Source organism: Carboxylicivirga sp. M1479 (assembly GCF_007097485.1).
In the GTDB taxonomy this organism is placed as follows: Bacteria; Bacteroidota; Bacteroidia; order Bacteroidales; family Marinilabiliaceae; genus Carboxylicivirga.
In genome coordinates this window covers 1-281 of sequence record NZ_VKDE01000121.1, presented here as the reverse complement: position 1 = coordinate 281, position 281 = coordinate 1, and the positions used below count along the sequence as shown (strand labels likewise).

Annotated in this window: 1 pseudogene; it reads right to left on the bottom strand. The window is 39.5% G+C overall.

The window, feature by feature from the left end:
• Positions 1-281: pseudogene (locus FNN09_RS21515) on the bottom strand (transposase); the annotation flags it as partial.

Below are 281 nucleotides of genomic sequence, written 5' to 3'. Positions count from 1 at the left end.
AACACCTTCAAGCCCTTTTAGCTTAAAACGATTAAATCCTTTGTTGTATTTAATCTGACCAAAGACAGCCTCTGGTTCAATAGGCCGTTTACTTCGGTGATGTAACCCCTTATCGCTATTAAGAGCCTCTCTGGCTTTTTATTTATAAGCTCTCAGCCTAAAATTGACTTCGATGCTACGGTTGCCTTTGCCTTTAAAGCATCGCCCTCTGATTTGGCAGTTGCTGCAGTTTTTTGCTCTATACTTTCTAAGTGTACTTTTATAACCATGAGCATTTTGCT